Origin of the sequence: Microbulbifer sp., assembly GCF_051659245.1 — a bacterium.
Lineage (GTDB): Bacteria > Pseudomonadota > Gammaproteobacteria > Pseudomonadales > Cellvibrionaceae > Microbulbifer.
On sequence record NZ_JBOFOC010000099.1, the window covers coordinates 1 to 21796 of the forward strand.

General features: G+C 58.9%; 11 protein-coding genes and 1 pseudogene. 11 read left to right on the plus strand and 1 reads right to left on the minus strand.

The window, feature by feature from the left end:
• The first annotated feature begins 226 nt into the window (after positions 1-226).
• The 4 genes from ACRC0P_RS10625 (at position 227) to ACRC0P_RS10640 (ending at position 5404) form a co-directional block, all read left to right on the plus strand.
• Entirely contained in the window at positions 227-985 is a 759-nt protein-coding gene (locus ACRC0P_RS10625; protein WP_438630660.1) for a YfgM family protein, read from the plus strand.
• A complete protein-coding gene (bamB, locus tag ACRC0P_RS10630) occupies positions 982-2145 on the plus strand; it encodes an outer membrane protein assembly factor BamB (protein WP_438630662.1) in 1164 nt (387 codons plus the stop codon). Before ACRC0P_RS10625 ends, bamB begins: the two co-directional genes overlap by 4 nt.
• 197 nt (positions 2146-2342) lie before the next feature.
• A complete protein-coding gene (der, locus tag ACRC0P_RS10635) occupies positions 2343-3737 on the plus strand; it encodes a ribosome biogenesis GTPase Der (RefSeq protein ID WP_438630664.1) in 1395 nt (464 codons plus the stop codon).
• A 209-nt stretch (positions 3738-3946) separates the two neighbouring features.
• Positions 3947-5404 (plus strand): NAD-dependent succinate-semialdehyde dehydrogenase, encoded by a 1458-nt coding sequence (locus ACRC0P_RS10640; protein WP_438630666.1) that lies wholly within the window; start codon positions 3947-3949, stop codon positions 5402-5404.
• On the opposite strand, the gene ACRC0P_RS10645 is transcribed toward ACRC0P_RS10640, so the two are convergent.
• A complete protein-coding gene (locus ACRC0P_RS10645) occupies positions 5405-5665 on the minus strand; it encodes a hypothetical protein (protein ID WP_438630668.1) in 261 nt (86 codons plus the stop codon). It lies immediately after the preceding gene.
• 5 nt (positions 5666-5670) lie between these two features.
• Between ACRC0P_RS10645 and tsaA the strand changes: the two genes are divergently transcribed.
• The 7 genes and pseudogenes from tsaA to ACRC0P_RS10680 form a co-directional block, all read left to right on the plus strand.
• Positions 5671-6351 (plus strand): tRNA (N6-threonylcarbamoyladenosine(37)-N6)-methyltransferase TrmO, encoded by a 681-nt coding sequence (gene tsaA / locus ACRC0P_RS10650; protein ID WP_438630670.1) that lies wholly within the window; start codon positions 5671-5673, stop codon positions 6349-6351.
• A gap of 282 nt (positions 6352-6633) precedes the next feature.
• Positions 6634-7467, plus strand: a complete 834-nt coding sequence (locus ACRC0P_RS10655; protein WP_438630672.1) for a hypothetical protein — start codon at positions 6634-6636, stop codon at positions 7465-7467.
• Positions 7457-8395: a transglutaminase-like domain-containing protein gene (locus tag ACRC0P_RS10660; RefSeq protein WP_438630674.1), complete on the plus strand. Its 939-nt coding sequence runs from the start codon at positions 7457-7459 to the stop codon at positions 8393-8395. The genes ACRC0P_RS10655 and ACRC0P_RS10660 overlap by 11 nt, the downstream gene beginning before the upstream one ends.
• A 314-nt stretch (positions 8396-8709) precedes the next feature.
• A pseudogene (locus ACRC0P_RS10665) lies at positions 8710-9300 on the plus strand (LamG domain-containing protein); the annotation flags it as partial.
• 613 nt (positions 9301-9913) lie between these two features.
• Positions 9914-10105, plus strand: coding sequence for a hypothetical protein (locus ACRC0P_RS10670; RefSeq protein WP_438630680.1), 192 nt, complete (start codon positions 9914-9916; stop codon positions 10103-10105).
• Between the two features lie 248 nt (positions 10106-10353).
• Positions 10354-20802: a fibronectin type III domain-containing protein gene (locus ACRC0P_RS10675; RefSeq protein ID WP_438630678.1), complete on the plus strand. Its 10449-nt coding sequence runs from the start codon at positions 10354-10356 to the stop codon at positions 20800-20802.
• A 252-nt stretch (positions 20803-21054) separates the two neighbouring features.
• Positions 21055-21796: hypothetical protein (locus ACRC0P_RS10680; RefSeq protein ID WP_438630676.1), on the plus strand; the 742-nt coding region annotated here is incomplete at its 3' end.

The window sequence follows — 21796 nt, forward strand, 5'->3', positions numbered from 1 at the left end:
AACCATATTAGTGGTTGACTTCAGGGGCCGCTTTAGATAAGAGAAGCATGAAACTCAGTAACAGTTGTCCAGTGCAAAAACCAGATTAGTGGTTGACTTCAGGGGCCGCTTTAGAGAAGCGGCCCATGGCCGCGATTGATCTGTCCGCTGGCCGGAGAGCCCGATCGCGGCCATGGGCCGCTCCTACGGGAAGACTTAAGAATTCACAGGAAAGGCGAAATAGAGAATGGCTGACCATCTAACTGAAGAAGAACAAATAGAATCCCTCAAGCGCTGGTGGGCGGAAAACGGCAGGGGCATAGTCGCTGGCGTGGTCCTGGCACTGGTGGGTTATTTTGGCTACCAGTGGTGGCAGACCAGTGAACGCAGCAAGGCGGAAGAGGCCTCCAACCTCTACCAGAGCTTTGTGGAAGCGGTATCCGCCAACGAGGGCCAGCCGGACAACAAGCAGCTGACCACCGCCAAGAGCCTGGCACAACAGCTGAAAGAGGACTTTTCCAAACGCATCTACGCCAGCCAGGCTTCCCTGCGGCTCGCGGCGCTGGCCGCGAAGGACAACGACCTGGAGACTGCGGCCAAAGAGTTGCAGTGGGTGCTGGACAACAGCGATGAGGAACCTCTCAAGCTGCTCGCCAAACGCCGCCTGGCGACGGTACTGGCCGCACGCGGCAAGCCGAAAGAAGGATTGGAACTGGTGAGTGCCGATGTGCCGCCGTCGTTCGCCGCCCTCTACTCGGAGACCCGCGGCGATATCCTCCTGCAACAGGGCGATAAAGCCGCCGCCCGCTCTGCCTACCAACAGGCACTGGCACAGCTGCTGCCGGAGCAGCAGGGCAACCGCCGCCTGCTGGAGATGAAGGCCGAGAGCCTGGCCGTCTCCGAGCCCGCCGCCACCGGGGTGGAAGACAGCGCGCCGGCCAGCGAAGCGACGGAGGCGAGCGAGGAAAACCCGCAGTCGGAAGAAGAGGAGAGCGACGCGCAATGAAATTCCCTACCCGCGCACTGAACCGCTTCGCGGCGGTGGCCCTGGCGGCCATCCTGGCCGCCTGTGCCTCCAACGATGACAAGGAAGATACCGATCCGGTGGCGCTGGTGGATATCAGCCCCAGCGTGGAGCTGCGCGAGGTCTGGTCCAAAGGCATCGGCAAGATAGACCGCAAGCGCTACGCCATGCTGCAACCGGCGCTGGCTAACGGCGTATTGGTGGCCGCCAACAGTAAAGGAGAGGTGTTTGCCTTCGACCGCAGCACCGGCAGTCGCCAGTGGGAGACCGACCTGGACATCTCCGTTAGTGGCGGTGTGGGTGCGGGCCTGGGTATCGCCGTAGTGGCGGACTACCGGGGCCGGGTCGTCGCACTGAACTTGAATAATGGCAGCCAGGTCTGGAGTTACCAGTTATCCGGCGAAGTGGTCTCCGCCCCAGCGGTGGGTGCGGGCATGGTCGTGGTGCAGACAGTGGACGGCAAATTGATCGGCCTGGATGCCGCCAGCGGCGAAGAGCGCTGGAGCCACTTCACCTCCCTGCCGGTACTGACCCTGCGGGGCACCGCCGCACCGGTGATTTCCGGCAGCACGGTATTCGCGGGTCTGGATAACGGCAAACTGATTGCCCTGGGTGTCACCGACGGTATTCCGCGCTGGGAGCAGCGGGTGGCCATCCCCCAGGGTGTCGCTGAGCTGGAGCGGGTGGTGGATATCGACGGTGCGCCGGTGGTGCGCGGAGACCTGGTGTTCGCCGCCAGCTACCAGGGCCGGGTGGTGGCCCTGTCCCGGGAAGAAGGCCGCGGCCTCTGGGCGCGGGACGCCTCCACCAACCACAGCGTGGCGGTGGGCGGCGGCAACGTCTACCTGAGCGGTGCCGATGGCAGTGTCTACGCCTACAATGTGGGCAACGGGCAGATCGTCTGGAACAACAGCGAACTGCTGCGCCGGGAACTGAGCGGGCCCGCTTATTTCGGCGACGTGCTGGTGGTGGGCGACCTGGAGGGCTACCTCCACGTGCTGGACCCCGCCAGTGGCCAGTTTATCGGCCGCGAGCGGATCGACAGCGATGCGGTGCGCATCCCCATGCTGGTGGACGGCGACCTGCTGTTCGCCCTGTCCGACGACGGCGAGCTGGTGGCCCTGCGTCTGGAGCGTCGATAATACTTCGGGACTCGGGACTCGGGACTCGGGACTCGGGACTCGGGACTCGCCACCCCGGGAACGCGGAGCTCCAGCTCCGCAAGCGGGCCACAAGCCCGCACTGTAGGAGCCTGCTTGCAGGCGAATTGAAAACCGCCCGCGTCCCGCGGGCGTTCGTATTTCTGGCAAAAGTGATTTTGCCCCGAGTAGACTGATTTATGCTGCCAGTAATCGCCCTGGTCGGGCGCCCCAACGTGGGCAAATCCACCCTGTTCAACCGGCTTACCAAGAGCCGCGACGCCCTGGTGGCGAACTACGCCGGCCTCACCCGCGACCGCAAGTACGGCGAGGCGGAGATCGAGGGCCGCAAGACGATCCTGGTGGATACCGGCGGTATCAGCGGCGGCGAAGAGGGTATAGACGCCGCCATGGCGCAGCAGTCCCTGCAGGCCATCGAAGAGGCGGATATCGTCCTGTTCCTGGTGGACTGTCGCGCGGGCCTGACCCCGGCGGATCAGATGATCGCCGAACAGCTGCGCACCCGCTCCAAACCCACCTTCCTGGTGGCCAACAAGGTGGACGGGGTCAACCCGGATATCGCCCTGGCGCCCTTCTACGAACTGGGCATCGGCGAACTGTTTCCCACTACTGCCACCCACGGCCGCGGCGTGCGCACGTTGATGCTGCGGGTTGTCGAGGATCTGCCCGGGCAGGTGGAGCCGGAAGCCGAGGAAGAGGCCGCCGGCATCAAGATCGCCATCGTCGGCCGCCCCAATGTGGGCAAATCCACTCTGGTCAATCGCCTGCTCGGCGAGGACCGGGTGGTGGTCTACGACCAGCCGGGCACCACGCGGGACAGCGTCTACATCAATTACGAACGCGACGAAAAACCCTACACCCTGATCGACACCGCCGGTATCCGCCGTCGCAAAAATATTGTGGAATCGGTGGAGAAATTCTCCATCGTCAAAACCCTGCAGGCGGTGGAAGACGCCAATGTGGTGGTGCTGGTGATCGACGCCCGCGAGGGCCTGGTAGACCAGGATATGCACCTGATGGGCAGCGTCATCCAGGCCGGCCGCGCGCTGGTGGTGGCGTTGAACAAGTGGGACGGCCTGGAAGACGACCACCGCCAGTTTGTAAAAGGGGAACTGGAGCGGCGCCTGCGTTTTGTGGACTTCGCCGACATCCACTTTATTTCCGCCCTGCACGGCACCGGCGTCGGCAACCTGTACCAGTCCATCGAGGCCGCTTATCAAAGTGCCACCGACAAATTGTCCACCAATCATCTGACGCGTATCCTGCAGTGGGCAGTGACGGAACACCAGCCGCCGCTGGTGCACGGCCACCGCATCAAACTGCGCTATGCCCACGCCGGCGGGCAGAATCCCCCGGTGATCGTGATTCACGGAAACCAGACCGAACGGGTGCCGGCGCACTATGTGCGCTACCTTGAAAAGACCTATCGCAAGGCCCTGGACCTGCACGGCACCCCGGTAAAGATCGAATTCCGTACCGGCGCCAACCCCTATGCGGGCAGGAAACAGAAACTGACCGACCGCCAGAAAGCCAAGAAGCGGCGCCTGATGAAATTCGTCAAAAAGAAAAAGTAGTATCTTCGGGACCCGGGACCCGGGACCCGGGACTCGGGACTCGGATCCCGGGACCGCGGAGCTCCAGCTCCGCACGCGGGCCGCAGGCCCGCCATTTGTAGGAGCGGCGGGGCGGCCCCGCCCATGGCCGCGATCGATCTCTCAGGGCACTTGAAAGTCTGATCGCGTCCAACGTCCGCTCCTACAGCAAACAGACAGGGAGGCCCAAAATGCTCGAACTGAAAAACCCCTCGCTACTGCGCAAACAGTCCTACATAGACGGCCAATGGCTGGACGCCGATTCCGGCAAAACCTTCGACGTCACCAACCCCGCCACCGGCGAAGTTATCGCCAGCATCGCCGACCTGGGTACCGCGGAAACCCGCCGCGCCATCGAGGCCGCCGACAAAGCCTGGCCCGACTGGCGAAATGCCACAGTAAAAGAACGCGCAAAAATTATGCGCCGCTGGTTCGACCTGATTGTCGCCAACGCGGGCGACCTGGCAAAAATTCTCACCACCGAACAGGGCAAGCCGCTGGCGGAATCCAAAACCGAAATCCTCTACGGCGCCAACTATATCGAGTGGTTCTCCGAGGAGGCCAAGCGGGTCTACGGCGACGTGATCGCCCCGCCGTCGAACGACAAGCGAATCGTGGTGATCAAGCAATCCGTGGGTGTTACCTGTTCCATCACTCCGTGGAATTTCCCCAGCGCCATGATCGCGCGCAAAATGGCTCCGGCCCTGGCCGCCGGCTGTCCCTTTGTGGCCAAGCCCGCTTCGGAGACTCCACTCTCGGCACTGGCGCTGGCGGTACTGGCGGAGGAAGCGGGTATCCCCGCCGGTGTATTCAACGTGGTTGCCGGCAAGAGCGCCCGGGAAATCGGCGAGGAGATGACCTCCAACCCCCTGGTGCGCAAATTCACCTTCACCGGCTCCACCGCCGTGGGCAAGCAGCTGCAGGCCCAATGTGCCGAGACCATCAAGAAAACCTCCCTGGAACTGGGAGGCAACGCGCCCTTTATCGTCTTCGACGACGCGGATATCGATGCCGCAGTCAAAGGCGCGGTCATCTGCAAATACCGCAACGCCGGCCAGACCTGCGTCTGCGCCAACCGCATCTTCGTACAGGAGAGTGTCTACGACGAGTTCGCGGAGAAATTCACCGCCGCGACCAATGCTCTAAAAATGGGTAACGGCGCCAAAGAGGGCACCGAAGTCGGGCCGTTGATCAGTAGCAAAGCGGTGAAAGGCGTGCAGGAGCTGGTGGACGATGCGCTGAAAAAGGGCGCCAAAGCCATTGCCGAAGGCGGCCCCAGCTCCCTGGGTGAATGCTTCTATGCACCCACGATTCTCAGCGGAGCGGACGACACCATGCGCCTGTTCAAAGAGGAAATCTTCGGCCCGGTGGCGCCCCTGTTTAAATTCTCCACCGAGGAGGAGGCCATCCGCCTGGCCAACGACACCGAATTCGGCCTCGCCTCCTATTTCTATTCCCGCGATATCGGCCGCATCTGGCGCGTCAGCGAGGGCCTGGAATACGGCATGGTGGGCATCAACGAGGGTATCGTCTCCAACGAAATGGCCCCTTTCGGCGGCGTCAAACAATCCGGTAGCGGACGCGAGGGCTCCAAGTACGGCCTGGACGACTACCTGGAAATCAAATACCTCTGCATGGGAGGAATTTGATTAATGCGGAATGCGGAACGGAATGCGGAATTGAATTTTCCCCCTGTAAGAGCGGCGGGGCGGCCATCCGCCCATGGCCGCGATCAAACTAGCGGATGTTACCGAAGCTTGGTCGCGGCCAATGCTCTTTTCATTTGGCAAAAAACCGGTTCGCGCATTCCGCATTCCGCATTCATGAAGCACATCCCTGTGCTTCACCCCTTCGGGGCAGCCTTCGGCTGTGCAAACCGGCAATCCTGCCGGTTTGTCCGCATTCATCATTCCAAATGACCCCTATCGCCACCGTCCACTCCTGCTTCGGAGAAAAATTTGGCGTCCCCCGCCAACCTTTACTCGCGGACGCCAGCCGCGCCGCCATCGAACTGTTGCCTCCCCTGAATACCCCGGACGCCGTCGCCGGCCTGGAGCAAAATACCCACTTGTGGGTAATCTTCCAGTTCCATCGTGCGGATGGCCAGTGGTCCGCCAAGGTGCGCCCGCCGCGCCTCGGCGGCAATAAAAAACTCGGCGTCCTCGCCACCCGCTCGCCCTTTCGCCCCAACAATATCGGCCTGTCCGTTGTACGCCTGCTGGAAGTGCGGTTGAAACCGAAGGTGGAACTGATCGTCGGCGGCGCCGACCTGGTGGACGGCACCCCGGTGCTGGATATCAAACCCTATATCCCTTACGCCGATGCGGTGGCGGAAGCGCAGAGTGCATTCGCCGATGCTGCGCCGCAAATGCTGCCGGTATTTATTCCCGAAGAGATAATGCAAAAAGCGCGTGCCTTCAGGGACGATTGGGATACGGATCTTCCCCGCCTGATCGAGCAACTACTGAGCCAGGATCCGAAACCCGCCTACCAGAAGCCGGACCCGCAGCGGATCTATGGCATGCAACTGTGTGGCTTCAATCTGCGTTGGCGCTATACCGAATCCGGTATCGAAGTAGTGGCATTGGACCCGTAGGAGCCTGCTCGCAGGCGAACCTAGCCCAGTTTAGCAACACAAATCAAAAGCTCTCACACCAGCACTCGCTCACTGGATCTATCAATTCCAAACGCTGTCCACCTGAAAATAAACACGCCCAGGCCCACTCATTTATAAATAGTATGATAGTTCAATAAGTTTAAATGAAGTACCGGAATCGGCATTGACTCCGTGATGCCATTCTCATTACCATGCCCGCCCTTGAGGGAGCAGTTGTTGTTATCAACTGCGTAAAATACGAAAAAGAAAGGGAAGTCAGGTTTGACAGGAAGTTTTACATCCGCAATTAGCACCTTTGGTTTGTTATGTGTTTTTTGGGGATACGCGCACGGGCTCAATGCACAGACGTCGGATATTGAATCCGAACATTGTGTGGCCGAACCGGGTGTCAGTTATTTTACGCCACTAAACCCTGCCAGTGCGCAAACATCAGAGCTGTGCTTTATCCGATTGGGTGAGGTCAATGACAAGACTAATCAGTATTTGCTCATTGATACTGGCGCTCAGCCGCGAACGTCTCATACTGTATCGAGCGCCATTCGTTTACCCCAGAGGCAAATCAAGACAAAACTCTTCCTTAAAAACAAGCCCCTGCTTATCTTTGCCGAGCCCCACAAACGGCATTCCCTGGCGAAACTCTGCAAGGACCTGATTCAAACCGGTTTCCAAAACCCCAAGATACTGATCGGCCGTATTTCTGAGAAAGACAGTGAAAACTGGTCTGCAACAGTCCCCGTAGACGAATTTATAGTCGAAGTTAGAAACTTCGGAGCGGTAACAATTGCGACCGATCAAACAGTAGCCAGCGAACTGATCGCCCTGGGTATTCCCGCCATCGCTGCAGAGGGTTCGGACCTTAAGGCGGCAGTACGCAGTGCCACAGTCAATTATTCACTGAGCGGCTATCTCCCGGTATTCATAGTGGGAGACCAGGAGGACGACACAGGCCTGGTGACGCTGCTAAGCGAAAAGCCCATCAGCCGGGCCTTCGTGGTATCCGGTGGAATAGAGCGGATAAAGCGAACCCTCAAAACCACCGCCCTAAGCGCCGCAAAGCGACTTGGCCTTCACGGAGTATCCAACTGTGCCGGCTAAAAACTCCCAAAGCCTCCCCTGTAGCCTGCTTGCAGGCGAACAGCCCCGGAATCCTCTTCAAGCTCCCAAAGCCACCTTGTGGACAGCCGTCCTGGCTATTGCCGCACTGTTCGCAGGCACATGGCTCTACATAGCCTTCAAGGCACCCGAGCCCACCTACAGCATCGCAAAAACCATCCGCTACAGCTTTCTGGTCACCAACAATGCCGCCGAGTACATCGACAGCGCCTCGCTCAAGGTGTTTGCCCCGGTAAAACAAAACTCCTACCAGCGGATCAATCAGATCTCCGCCAACCAGCAGTTTGAAACTGAAATCGACCAATCCGGCAACCAATCCCTGCTGTTCAAACTCAAAGGGCTGGCTCCCCACGCGAGCCGGGTGATCAGCATTACCGCGGATATAAGCCTGTCCAGTAAGCCCCAACAGTATGGTGACGAATCGGATAGCTATCTGGCCCCTGAACCCAATATAGAAGTGAACGCACCAGAGATCAGAGAACTGGCTGACAAGCTCACGCAAGATAAAGAGGGCATACAACAGATAGCCTCCTGGCTTTACAAAAACGTAAGCGATATCGGCTATATAGCGGAAGACCGCGGTGCCCGCTACGCAATAACCGAAAAGCGGGGAGATTGTACTGAATTTGCCTCCGCCTTCGTCGCCCTCGCCAGGGCTTCAGGGGTGCCTTCCAAAATGGTTGGCGGTTTTACACTGGAGCACTCCGGAAAACTTCAGGCCGATAACTACCACAATTGGGCAGAATTTGGCCAGGGTGACGCATGGAGTATTGCAGACCCTCAGAACAATATCGTCGACTCGGGTTACGGGTCGTATATCGCTTTTTACAACTTTGATGAGCACTCTCGCCTGGAGAATAGCCAGCGTTTCCTGAGCTATGACCAACGTCTGAAGGTGCAGATGTTGTAGGAACAGTACGACTGGAGTGGCATTCCCGTAGGATGGGCAAAGGAGTGCAGCGACGTGCCCATCCAGTCGGGAGCACGTCGATTCATTGTAGGATCGGCCGTTGGCTGCGATCAGAACATCAATAGAGCAGGGCGGACAAGCACAGCGCATCCGCCAGTACCAGCAGTGGAATTACTACTGCTGAATTATGGGGCTAACTCGCCCCGGGGAATTTGGGGGAATCAGTGAAAGGACGTGTACTTTCATTTTTCGTAGCAACTTTCGGTTTGCTCACTTTATCCGCAGCTTCTGTGGCCGATGAATATCAGGATCTGGTGTTGGCCGACGGCCCCATTGCCTATTGGGCCACCGAACGAAACCAGGACTCCACCCTGCCCGACGAAACTGGCAACGCCCCCAATTTCACCAGCAACCGCCCCCTAGAGTTCGTTGACAGCGAACGCCTGATCGCAGACGCAATAGCCTTCGACGGCCAGAAACAATACCTGTCCCTGAATGCGTCACTGCCTGCCTTCGCTACCCCTTTTTCCCTGGAACTCTGGGTAAAATTCGACGCCATTACCGGTCGCCATATCCTGCTGCAACAGGGTGAGGGCGAAGCCGGCAGCGTGCCCTTCAGCCTTCATCTCGCCGGCAGCTCCCGTATTTACGACACAGGCGCCCAGACTGCAGGCCATTTCGCTTTCGTACTGAACGACGGCCAGCAAACCATCGCCCTCTCCGACCCCGAGTCCGCGGAGCCGGATCAGTGGTATCACTTGGCGGTTACCTACAGCGGCAGTGCTCTCAGCTTGTACCGCAACGGCGAGGTTGCCGATTCAGTCAGCTACAGCGGAGGCATTGTGCCCACCTCCCAGCCTTTCTATCTGGGCGGCCAGCCGGGTGTGGATGGAATGGCGTTGAATGCGGTTCAGGGGACGATCGGGGATATTGCGCTATATAGCAAAGCCGTTACGTCTAATGAAATGGCAGCGCATTCCCAAGAGGGATCGCAGTCTGTGGCTCCTGAGACAGTAGTTATAACTGCCGATACGAGTATCACAGGGAATGATGTGACGTATGAAGGCAAAGACGTTGTTGTTGATGGTGCAACACTGACGGTAAATGGTAGTCATAATTTCCATTCCCTAAAGCTAATAAATAGCTCTGTTTTAACCCACCCTGTAGATGCAAAAACAGCCTCTGGTGCCGATGGCGTAGAACTGACAGCCAACTATATGGAGATAGATGCCAGCAGCTCGATCAACTTGGACAGCAAGGGCAACCTGCCTACAGATGATGTGGGCAGTGAATCCTCGGGTAGCTATGGCGGTTCGGCAGGCACATTGGGAGGCAGAACCACCAATGCCACTTATGGAGATTACAAAGCACCGCAGCATTTTGGCACTGGAGGGCGCTTTGAAAGTGCACCCAATGACAGCAGTAGCAATAGACGCGGTGGCGGTTCTATCAAGCTGAACATCACTGGCGAACTGCTGCTGGATGGCATAATTTCTGCAAATGGTGGATCTGGCGCAGATGGATCTGGTCCCGTTGGACCTGGTCCCGTTGGACCTGATCCCGTTGGACCTGATCCCGTTGGACCTGGTCCAGTTGGACCTGGTCCAGTTGGACCTGATCCCGTTGGACCTGGCCCCGTTGGACCTGGTCCAGTTGAATCTGGTCCAGCTTCTGGGGGCGGTTCGGGCGGTTCTATCTGGTTGGATGTAGGCACGCTGACGACCAGTCAGTCGTCTGGATGGCTCCCTGGATGGATCACTGCCTCTGGTGGCTACGGCCCGGACGGTTCCGGCGGCGGTCGTATTGCGATTTATTACGAGAACAATCTCAATCCCGCAGTGTATACCAGTGCAGCGGGAGGGAGTCACTACAGTAGTTACACTCATGGTCAACCCGGTAGTGTCTATGTGGAGAACAAGCAGACCGGTTGGAGCCTGTTGCGGTTCGATAATAAGGGAGTGAGTGAATCCAATAGTGATCCGATGGTAATTTCCGGGGACTACCCGGAAAGTAGGGTCGAATTTGTCGACGTCAATGCGGCCATCTCCGATGCCAGCTTTAATGAGCTGTATCTGGACTCAGATATAGCTACACTCACCAATGTCACTGCGGCAACCATAAGTCAGGTAAACAGTACCACGACACTGGACGGCATAGTTGCTGGCACAATGAGTCAGGTAAGCAGCACCACGACACTGGACGGCGTAGTTGCGGGCACAATGAGTATTAGTGGCGGCTCGGCAGCGGCTCAGGGCCTGGTCACTGTATCGGACAGCTTCTCAGCCAGCAATACTACTCTCACCGGAGGGTTCAGGAGTCAGGGCAACTGGAAAATTCCGGGAATTGATGATCGCTTGGTCGTCGATGGCTTCACCTACGCCATGAATGGAGATGAAAGCTGGGATCAGGTATTTATCCGCAATGGCGGTGTCATCACACATACCATAGACGCCCAAACAGCTGCTGGTGCAGATGGCGTAGAGCTGACGGCGAACCATATGGAAATAGATACCAGCAGCTCGATCAATCTGGACAGCAAGGGCAACCAGCCTACAGATGATGTGGGCGATAACTCCTCGGGTAGCTATGGCGGTTCGGCAGGTACATCGGGGAGCAGAACCACCAATGCCACTTATGGGGACTACAAAGCACCGCAGCATTTTGGCACTGGAGGGCGTTATCACAGTGCACCCAATGACCGCAATACCTATAGACGCGGTAGCGGTGGCGGTTCTATCAAGCTGAACATCAGTGGTGAACTGCTGCTGGATGGCATCATTTCTGCGGATGGTGAACCTGGCGCAGATGGATCTAGTCCAGCTTATGGGGGCGGTTCGGGCGGTTCCATCTGGTTGGATGTAGGCACGCTGACGACAAGTTACTCGTCTGTGCGGATCAGAGCCATTGGTGGCTACGGCCTGGACGGTGCCGGCGGCGGTCGTATTGCGATTTATTACGATAACGGCAACCTCAATCCCGCGGTGCATATTAGCGCAGAGGGAGGGAGTCGCTACTACGACAGAACTTTCACTCGCAATGGTCAACCCGGCAGTGTCTATGTGGAGAACAAGCAGACCGGTTGGAGCCTGTTGCGGTTCGATAATAAAGAAGTGAATAAATCCAATAGTGATCCGATGGTGATTTCCGGGGATTATCCGGAAAGTAAGGTCGAATTTGTCAACGTCAATGTGGCCATCTCCGATGCCAGCTTTAATCAACTGTATCTGGACTCAGATATAGCTACACTCACCAATGTCACTGCGGCAACCATAAGTCAGGTAAGCGGCACCACGACACTCACCAATGTCACTGCGGCAACCATAAGTCAGGTAAGCAGCACCGCGACACTGAACGGCGTAGTTGCTGGCACAATGCGTATTAGTGGCGGTTCGGCAGCGGCTCAGGGACTGGTCACTGTATCGGACAGCTTCTCAACCAGTAATACTACCCTCACAGGCGGGATCAAGAGCCAGGGCAACTGGAAAATTCCGGGAATTGATGATCACTTGGTCGTCGATGGCTTCACCTACGCTATGAACGGAGATGAAAGCTGGGATCAGGTATTTATCCGCAATGGCGGTGTCATCACACATACCATAGACGCCCAAACAGCTACTGGCGCAGATGGCGTAGAGCTGACGGCGAACTATATGGAAATAGATGCCAGCAGCTCGATCAATCTGGACAGCAAGGGCAACCTGCCTACAGATGATGTGGGCATTGATTCCTCGGGTAGCTATGGCGGTTCGGCAGGTACATCGGAAAGCAGAACCACCAATGCCACTTATGGGGACTACAAAGTACCGCAGTTTTTTGGCACTGGAGGGCGCTACTATGACGGCAGTAGGAATAGACGCGGTGGCGGCTCTATCAAGCTGAACATCAGTGGTGAACTGCTGCTGGATGGTAGCATTTCTGCAAATGGTGGATATTACCTAGCTTCTAATGGCGGTTCGGGCGGTTCCATCTGGTTGGATGTAGGCACCCTGACGACCAGTCAGTCGTCTGCGCGGATCAAGGCCATTGGTGGCGACGGTTCAGACGGTGCCGGCGGCGGTCGTATTGCGATTTATTACGAGAACGGCAACCTCAATCCGGAGGTGCATACTAGCGCAGCGGGAGGGAGTCACTACTACCGTGACACTTACACTCGCAATGGTCAACCCGGCAGTGTCTATGTGGAGAACAAGCAGACCGGTTGGAGCCTGTTGCGGTTTGATAATAAGGGAGTGGATAAATCCTATAGTGATCCGATGGTGATTTCCGGGGAGTACTCGGCAGATGAAGTGGCTTTTGCCAATGTGATCGTTGAGCTAGAGGACTCTTCTTTTAAGACGGTTAGCCTTGCAAACACTACCGCCCATTTGATGGGTGAAGTCCAAATTGGCACCGCTGTTAGAGGTAGCTCGTCCACTCTCCACTCCAATGGTCAGTTGGTGATGCCAAATAACGACCTGGTAATCGATGGCTTTACCTACGAACTGCAGCAGAACGAAACCTGGAACAAAGTTTCCATTGTCAATGGCGGAGTGTTGACTCATTCCGGTGCTCTGGTCGAACTTCCTGATGCGAAAGGGGTTACCCTGAAGGCAAGCGAGCTATTTGTCGACGCTAGCGCTCGCATAGATGTTAGCGATCGCGGCTATGGACCCAATGAGGAGGTGGATGGGTTCTCCGGAGGCAGTTACGGAGGTCGGGGCGGAATCGTTGGTTCCGGGACCAATGCAATTTTCGGAAGCGAGCTGCAACCGGACGATTTTGGAATAGGTGGAGGAAGCTCGTTTTTATCCATCCGTGGTGGTGGTGCTATCCAACTGGTCACTGAAGACCTCTTTCTATATGGAAGTATTCTTGCCAATGGTCAGGAAAGTGGCCACGGAGCCGGTTCCGGCGGCTCTATTTGGATAGACACAAGTACACTAACCGCCGGCGAAAGCGCTCTCGTTGCCGCAAATGGCGGTTATGGTGGCAGTCATGGCAGTGGCGGTGGCGGCGGTGGCGGCGGCCGTATAGCGATTTATTACGACCTGCTGGATGGTTTGGAAACCTCGCAACTAGAAGTTAAAGGCGGTTCTGCATACAAATCATTCGAACGGGGCCAAGATGGAACGATTCACTTGGCGGAAAGAGTGTCTGCTCCCAGGGTGAAATCCCTTAATGTAGAGAGTTATACAAACGAAACCCTCTCGAGCATTGCTGTGCAGTTCAATATCGTTATTGATATGGAGTCAATCGATACCAGTGATTTTGAGCTGCTGGATGAGGTCGGAAATTCTTTCGTCATATCTGATGTATCCACAGAGGACTATGCTCAATTCACAGTATCCTTTACCCAACCACTCTCTGAAGGTACTTACACCTTCTCAGTCGGCCCGGATATCTTTGCCACAAACGGCCTGGGTATGGATCAGGACCAGGATGGCATAGAGCTGGAGCCAGAAGATGATAGGTTCACCTTCACTTTCGTAGTCGATACTACTCGTCCCATAGCCCCAAGTATCGATCAGCCCGTAGCGCCCGCAGTAAATTCATCTAATTCGCGCGATGTGACGCTTTCCGGGGAGCGAGAGGACAATACTGCGATTTGGGTTAATGGCTCAGAATTTATCGCCAATGGCAACGGAAACTGGTCCGGGGCCTACCGCCTGCCAGAGGGCGAATCTTCGTTGGCGATTACCGCTGTAGACCTTAGCGGAAACGTCTCTGAATCTGCTACCGTGAATTTCAACATAGATAGTATCGCTCCAGATATTATTAGCGCTTACCCAACTGGTTCGAACAATGTAGTCCCTTTGGTTGCCGCGCTGGTAGTAGTCGAAGACGGAACTGGTATTGATCTTGAAAATAGTTCGGTGGAAGTCAAGAGAAACGGCATTTCACTGGCAGGTTCCGTGGCTCTGTTCGAAGGCCAGATCCAGTTCACCCCGGATGCGCCCTTCCTGGACGGGGACTATCAGATCATCGCCCGCATCGCCGACCAGCTCGGCAACCTGTCCACCCAGCGTATTTACAACTTTGTGCTGGACTACACGCCGCCAGCGCCTGCGGCGTTGGGTGATTATCCCTCTGTAACCACGGTCAATGCCCAGGTTTTCAACGGCACCAGAGAGGCGGGCAGTGCGGTGCTGGTGAACGGCAGCCTGGCGGTGGCGCCGTCGGCAGAGACCACTTGGAGCACGCAGGTAGCGCTGTTGCAGGGCGACAACACGATCTCCTTCGTGGTGCGCGATGCGGCGGGCAATGAGAGCGAGCCGACGCTGGCGCAGATCCACTACGACGACAATCCGCCGGGACCGGTCGCCTTGTCGATCGATGCCAACGGCAGCGGCACCGAGCTGTTGCTGGACTGGAGCAGCTACGACGAGTTCGCCAACGGCAACGATATCGGCGAGTACCGTATTTACCAGAGCGCGAATGCCTTTGCCGATATCGCTGGCAAGTCCCCGCTGGCGGTGGTGGAGCAGGGCACCAAGCAGTTTCGTGTCGAGGGTCTGCCTAGGGATACCCAGGCGCACTTTGCGGTGGTGGCCTTCGATACCCAGGGATTGTTCAATCCGTCCGTCACTTCGGTCGAATCGGTGCCGATGGATGTGGAGGCCCCGGATGAGATCGCCAACCTGGTAGTCCAATCCGGGGCGGACAGTTTGCAGCTGAGCTGGAATCCCTCCGCGAACACTGCGGGCGACCTGGTCGGTTACAAAGTGGCGTTTATCGAGGACCCGAGCGGCCGCGTGGACGATATTCCGCTGGCGTCGCTCGGTGATCCGCAGGGGGTGGTGCAGCATCTGGTGACTGGCCTCAGTCCCGCCACCTCCTACCCGGTGCGCGTCTACGCCTACGATGAGAGCGGCAACGCCTCCACCGGTATCACCGATGCGGGTACCACTCTGCTGCCCAATCCGGCAACGGTCACCGCCACGCCCAAGAGCAGCAAGATAGAGATCAGTTGGTCAAGCGTCGCGCCCTACGAGCTGCTGAAGAACTACGCGGTCTATGTGCAGGAGAGCAGCTTCAGTTCGACTGCCGGGCTGCAGCCGAAAGCGGTGCGAAGCAAAGGCAGCGTGTCCGATACCGAGCTCAATTGGTCCCTGGCCGGCCTGAAGAACGGCACTACTTACTATGTGGCGGTGGCGTCGGTAAATATCTCCGGTGGTTCCGACCCGGCGGTGACGCCGGTCGCGGTCACGCCGGAGGCGGATACCGAGGGCCCGACTATTGAGGCGGCGGAATACCAGCAGGGCACAGCGCTGCTGGATCTCACCACGACACCGCAACTGGTGCAGGACGGCCGCTTCAAGATAGCCGCGACGGACGAGTCCGGCGTTGCGCGGGTGGAGTTCTACCTGGACGGCAAGTTGCTCGGCACCGAGTACGCCGCCAGCGGCGGCGACTCTTCAACATACGGACGCAATGTCGCGCTGCTGAATTATACGGACGGCGATCACGCCCTGACGGTAAAGGCCTACGACGTCTGGGAAAACGTCACCATCGCGGAATACGGCTTCAGCGTGGCGCTGGCCGCGCCGTCCGCACCTCAGATCACCAGCCCGAGCGAAGGCTGGCTGACCAACAACCCGGCGGTAACCGTCTACGGCAGCGCCGAAAAGCAGACCCAGGTACAGCTCTACCGCAACGGCACTGCGGTGGGTACTGTCGAGCCGGTCGACAGCACTGGTAAGTTCCAGGTGGAAATTACCCTGGAAGAGGGCGACAACCTGATCACCGCCGCGGCCGAGTATCCGGGACGCAGCGGTTTCGGTGCGCAGAGTGCCGCGCGCACTGTCACGCTCAACACCTCCATTCCGGATGCGCCGACCGATCTGACCGCCATCGAAAGAGAACTGGGCGAAATCTCGCTGTCCTGGAGTGCAGTGAGCAGCGACGACGCGGAAAACCAGACCGCCGGCTACAACGTCTACCGCTCCACTTCCCCGTTCGCCACCGCGCAGGAAGCGCAGAAGGTCAATAGCCAGCTGCTGAGCGAAGGGAAATTCACCGACCTGCCGTCGGTAGACGGCGACTACTTCTACGCGGTCACCACTGTCAACGAAGTGCCCACGGAGAGCAGCCTGTCCAGCCTGGTGGAAGCCACGGCGGACAGCGAAGGCCCCCATGCACTGGAAGTGAGCTATCAATCCAGCGGCCTGGTGGACAGCGCCAGCGGCCGCCATGCGCCGGGCACGGTGGAAGTCACGGTTCAGTTCGACGAGCCGCTGCGCAACAAACCTTACTTTGCCCTGGCGCCGGAAGGCGGCGTGCCGCTCACCGTGGACCTGAGTAAAGACTACAGCGACGACACCCTCTACAGCGGCAGCTTCACCATCGAACCGGGCATGCTCTCCGGCACCGCCTACGCGGTGATGTCCGCACACGACCATGTGGGCAACCGCGGCACCATTATCGAAGCGGGCAATACACTGCTGATCGACGCCAAGGGGCCGGAAGTCATCGCGCTTACCCTGAACCCGGGCGAACCCCTGCAGGTGGACGAACAGAACGGCCTGCCGGTGGAAGTGGTGCTGCAACTGGACGACGAGGTCAAGCCGGGCGAGATGCCCAGCCTGATTCCGCTGATCGACAATATGGAGATCGCCGGCTATGAAAACGGCATCGGCCTGACCCGGGATGCCCAGTCCATCGAGGGCCAGCCCCTGTGGGTGGGCAGCTTTGTACTGCCGGTCACTGCCGGCCAGGACGACGCTGGCAACCCCGCCGTGGAAAGCCTGCGCTTCAGCTACCGCGCGCTGGACGACCTGGACAACGAAAGCACCAGAGTCCGCGCGCCGAACAACTTTCAGGTCTACCAGGGCGAGCTGCCGCCGCTGGATATCCCGCAAAACCTCAAGGCGATCGCCCAGCCCAACGGCGGCGTCGCGCTCGAATGGGACCCGGTGGAAGAGGCCCGTTATGTGCTCTACCGCAAGGCCGAGGGCGATGCGGAATATACCGAGCTAAAACGCCTGCCGGAAACCGAAACCACCGACAGCCTCCCCAGCGACGGCCAATACTTCTACGCCGTCGCCAGCGAGCGCCGCGACAACGACCAGATCGCGGTGAGCGCTATGAGCGAGCCGGTGGCGGTGAGTGCAGACAGTATTGCACCCGCAATACCCACGGAACTGGCACTGGAGCTGAACGGCGCCGGTATCGTCGCCACCTGGGCAGCCCCAACAACCGATGCCCAGGGCAACGCCGAGGAGGTGGCCAAGCTCAGCTACAACCTCTACCGCCTCAACCTGGCGGAAGGTGAGAGCGCCGACAGCGCCCTGCTGCAAAGTATCGAGCCGCTGCAGACCGGCATCCCCGACACCATCGCCCTGGACGCCAAGCCCAGCGAAAGCGAACACGCCTATGTGATCACCGCGCTGGACGCCGCGGGCAACGAGTCGGCGCCGAGCGAAACGGCCTACCTGAACTTCGGTCTACTGCCGGTCTCCGATATCAGCATTTCGGTCAATGCCAACGGCAATCCGCAGCTGCAGTGGAACCACAGCGGCGCCGCCATCGCCGGCTATCGCGTGTATGTCGGTGGAGACGAAGATCTGCAAGAGATCACCAGCGCGCTGATTCCCCACGGCGGCAACCCCACCACCTTCGTGGACGAGAGCTACACCGCCGGCGCGCAAGGCGCGATCGCCGAGCGTCGCTACACGGTCATCGCCGAGGACGACCAGGGTGCGACCAGCATCGGCCACAGCCTGCTGCTGCCGGCGCTGTCGGTGGAAGTGATCGAGCCTGAAGACGGTGATACTGCCATAAAGCGCGGCGTGATGAACGAAGTGCGCTTCCGCGTACAGAACCGCGGCAGCGGCGATATCTCCGGCGTGAAGCTGTTCGCCACCGTCAGCGACAACGGAGTTGCCCGCGAGCACCAGTCCGCCAGCTTCTCCGTCGCCGCCGGCGGCCTGGTGGAAGTGCCGATCGTAATCGGCGGCTACGGGAAGCTGGATACGCTCAGCAACATCCAGCTGCGCCTGGAGCAGTCGCCGCTGCCCGGTGAGGCCGTGTTTATCCACGCGGAAGACGAAGTGCTGGTCGGCGACGCCGCCCTGCGCCTCGGCCTGGAAACCGACACCGTTTACCGCGGCGGTCTGGGCAAGGTGCGCTTTACCATGGAGAACACCTCGGCGGTGGAAACCGAAGTGCTGGTGGCGCGCAGCAACGGCGGCAATCCGTCGGACGAAGTGCGCATCCGCATCGAGGACGCGGACGGCAACCTGCTCTCCACCCAAACGGTGCGGCAATTTACTGGCGATGTCATTACGGTAGCCAGCGGCGAGACGGTCGCGCGCCTGCAGCCCGGCGAGACCTTCGTCTCCGACTGGATCCAAGTGCCGATTCCACAGGCGGCGCCGGACCAGGTCACCGTGGCCCTGGAAATCGACCACTTCCGCTACCATACCGGTAAGCCCACCCAAGTGGTGATCGAGGGCAATGGCACCCGCATTCAGGCGTCGCTGCAGGAGACCGCCTACACCGGCGAGCTGACGACGATAACTCCGGAGCAGGTCTACAGCGCCGGAGAAACCGTCACCTTCAGCGGCCGCGCCCTGGATCGCGCCAGCGCATCGCCCGTCGGCAATGTGCCACTGACCCTGGTACTGGAAGTGCGCGGCTTCGAGCGGCAGGTGTCGGTGATTACCGATAGCGACGGCAACTTCTCCCACGTCTTCGATCCCCAGGGACAGAGCGGTACCTGGCGGGTGTCCGTCATCCACCCGGACAGCCTCGGCCGCCCGAACCAGGGGGAATTTGCGGTACTCACCTCCGAAGTCAGTCCGCGCCAGGTGAATATCAATATACTGCGCAACTACAACCAGACGGTGCCCATCAGCGTGAAGGCCGGTCACGGCAGCGCGCTGAGCAACGTGCGTTTGGTGTCGGTAGCGGAGCCGGGCACCGAGCAGCTGCAGATACCCACGGGCCTGCACCTGGATCCAGGCTCGGTGATCGAACTGGCGCCTCAGCAGAAGGGCGTGATCAATCTGACCCTGTCCGGCAACAACCTGGCTCCGGAAAGCGGCTTCCTCTACTTCCAGGTGCTGGCGGACGTCAACGGCGTGGCACAGGTGCTGGAGGACATTGCGCTGGAGTACCGCCTGTCCGAAAGCCGCCCGGTCATCAAGGCCGCGCCGTCGTTTATCGACACAGGCGTCGCCCTGGGCGGCAGCACCACCGAAACCTTCGCGCTGAAGAACACCGGCTTCGACGTACTGCGCAATGCGACTCTGACGCTGGAGGACGGCGAGCAGAACCCGGCCCCGGCCTGGGTGCGCCTCGGCGGCACCGCGAGCTTGGGCGATATGGATATCGGCGCGAGCCGCGATATCCGCGTCACCTTCAGCCCGGACGCCTCGGTGGAGCAGGGCAACTACGAGTTCCGGCTCGTTGTTGAAGGCGACGGTGGACACCGCTTTACCGTGCCCATTTTTGTCGCCGCAGTAACGTCTGAACAGGGCGATGCCTTCTTCCATATCAGCGATATCTACACCGCCACCCTGAGCGAAGACAACCAGCTGATCCCGGGCTTGGCCGGCGCCAAGATAGAGCTGCAGAACGAACAGGTGCTGTCCGAGACCCGCACCATCAGCAGCGACGCCAACGGCGAGGCCCTGCTCAAGGACCTGCCCGCCGGCCGCTACGCCTACCGGGTAAGCGCCTTCGACCACGAAAGCGTCTCCGGCCGCCTCTGGGTCAAGCCCGGCGCAACGATCGCGGAAGAAGTCTTCCTGATGAACCAGATCGTCACCGTCGAGTGGCAAGTCAACGAGATCAACCTGGAAGACCGCTACGAGATCAAGCTGGAAGCCACCTTTGAGACCCAGGTGCCGGTGGCCGTGGTAATGCTCGATCCGCTCAGCGTCACCCTGCCGGACATGAAGAAGGGCGACGTCTTTACCGGCGAACTCAGTCTCACCAACTACGGCCTGATTCGCGCGGACGAAGTCAGCGGCGCCTTGCCTTCGGGTAACGACGTGGTGTCCTTCGAGTTCCTGGCCGAGGTTCCGGAAACCATCGACGCGGGCGAAGTGGTGTATATCCCCTACCGAATTACCGCCCTGCGCGACTTCAATCCGAACGAAGAGGGCGGAGCCAGCGGCGCCGGCTGCGGCCGGCACAGCTACCAGTACAACGTAAGCTACCAGAGCCAGTGCGCCAACGGCCAGACGGTGCCCGGCGGCACCTCCACCCACTGGTCCACCGCTTCCCGCGGCTCCTGTGGCTCCTCCGGTAGCGGTGGTGGCGGTGGTGACAGCTATTACTACGGCGGCGGTGGCGGCAGCGGCTCTGGCTACAACCCCAACTACACCTCGGTAGGCGGCGATGTGGAGACCCTGCGCTGTGAACCGCCGCCATGCGTTGATGGTAACTGTAAGAGCAACAAGGACAACACGGGCGCCCAATAAGAAAGCTCCCCCCGGGGACGCCGGGCTCCAGCTCGGCAAACGGGCCAAAGGCCCGCCGTAGGAGCCTGCTTGCAGGCGGAAAGAGCAGCGCTCTGTCGCTGTTCGCCTGCAAGCAGGCTCCTACAACGACGTAAAACCATAGATTTGTAGGATGGGCAAAGCGAAGGCCGAAAACTGCGTCCATGCGTTTTCGGCATTCCCGTCATCCATGACGGGCTCGTGCCCATCAAAAAAAGACCAGGAAAAACAACAATGAAGTTTTGTACCGGGATAGCCAAGCCGGCCCCAACTGCAACCATGCGCAAGGCCAGGCCACAGCGAATAGCCAGCTACTGGGCGGTAGCCACATCCGTACTCGCACTTTTAGTGGCGCCGTTGGTATTCGCAAAACCCGGCATCAGCAGTGACGGTGCCGCACCGCGTGCAACCTCTTCGGAGAACCGCGAAGACCTGGAAGATATGCAGGTCAAGGTGTTGGGGGGCAGTGTCCGGATGCTGCGCCGCTGGACGCCTAATGGTTGGGAATGGAACAGCCGCTGGAACCCAATACAGACCTACAGTGAATTGCGGGCCGAACAGGGTGAAACAGCGCCGATCAGTGGCAACTGTAAACAGCCCTATGAGTTTTACCTGTTCCGCAACGGCATGTCTTACCGCCCGGAAAAATTCGCTACCGATGTAAACAATTGTATTGCGCCGGATGGTGACACCTACCAAGCGCTGCTGGTGCAGACCCTCACCAAGAGGGAAGCGCTAAACGGTGACGGGACTAGCACGTACTACACCTGGCGGGACCGCAGCGGCAATGTTATTCACTACACCAATGGTCAGATCGTCGACTACGAAGATAAAAATGGTGTACGCGTCAGTTTTACTTACGAACAAGACCGGATCAAATCCGTTGAAGACCACCATGGCAATACGGTGATCACCTATCACTGGGCGTTGATTCCGGGCGAGAGCGATCAATACCGGTTAGCCAGTCTTGAAGACT